Source organism: Bradyrhizobium sp. CSA112 (assembly GCF_029051645.1).
Lineage (GTDB): Bacteria > Pseudomonadota > Alphaproteobacteria > Rhizobiales > Xanthobacteraceae > Bradyrhizobium.
Window position 1 is genome coordinate 1 of the sequence record NZ_JAACFS010000143.1, and the last position, 442, is coordinate 442.

Below are 442 nucleotides of genomic sequence, written 5' to 3' on the forward strand. Positions count from 1 at the left end.
GTACTGGATGATCTTGCCGTCTTTCATGATCGCGATACGGCTGCCGAGTTTCAGCGCTTCATCGAGGTCGTGGCTCACGAACACGATGGTCTTGCTCAGCTTGCGCTGCAGTTCCAGCAGCTCATCCTGCAGGCCCTGGCGGATCAGCGGGTCGAGCGCGGAGAACGGTTCGTCCCTCAGCAGGATGTCGGCGTCCATCGCCAAGGCGCGGGCCAGGCCGACGCGTTGCTGCATGCCGCCGGAAAGCTCGTCCGGCTTCTTGTTGCGCCATTGGGTCAGGCCCACCAGCTCGAGTTTTTCATCCACCAGCTTGCGCCGGTCTTTCTCCGGACGACCCTGCATTTCCAGGCCGAAGCTGATGTTCTCGCGTACGGTCAGCCAAGGCATCAGGGCGAACTTCTGGAACACCATGGCGATGCGCTTGGTGCGCATCATTTTCAGC

The 442-nt window shown here is 61.1% G+C and carries 1 protein-coding gene; it reads right to left on the reverse strand.

The window, feature by feature from the left end; translation table 11 throughout:
* The coding region (locus GWE18_RS42055; RefSeq protein WP_275191325.1) for an ATP-binding cassette domain-containing protein at positions 1-442 on the reverse strand (442 nt) is incomplete at both ends.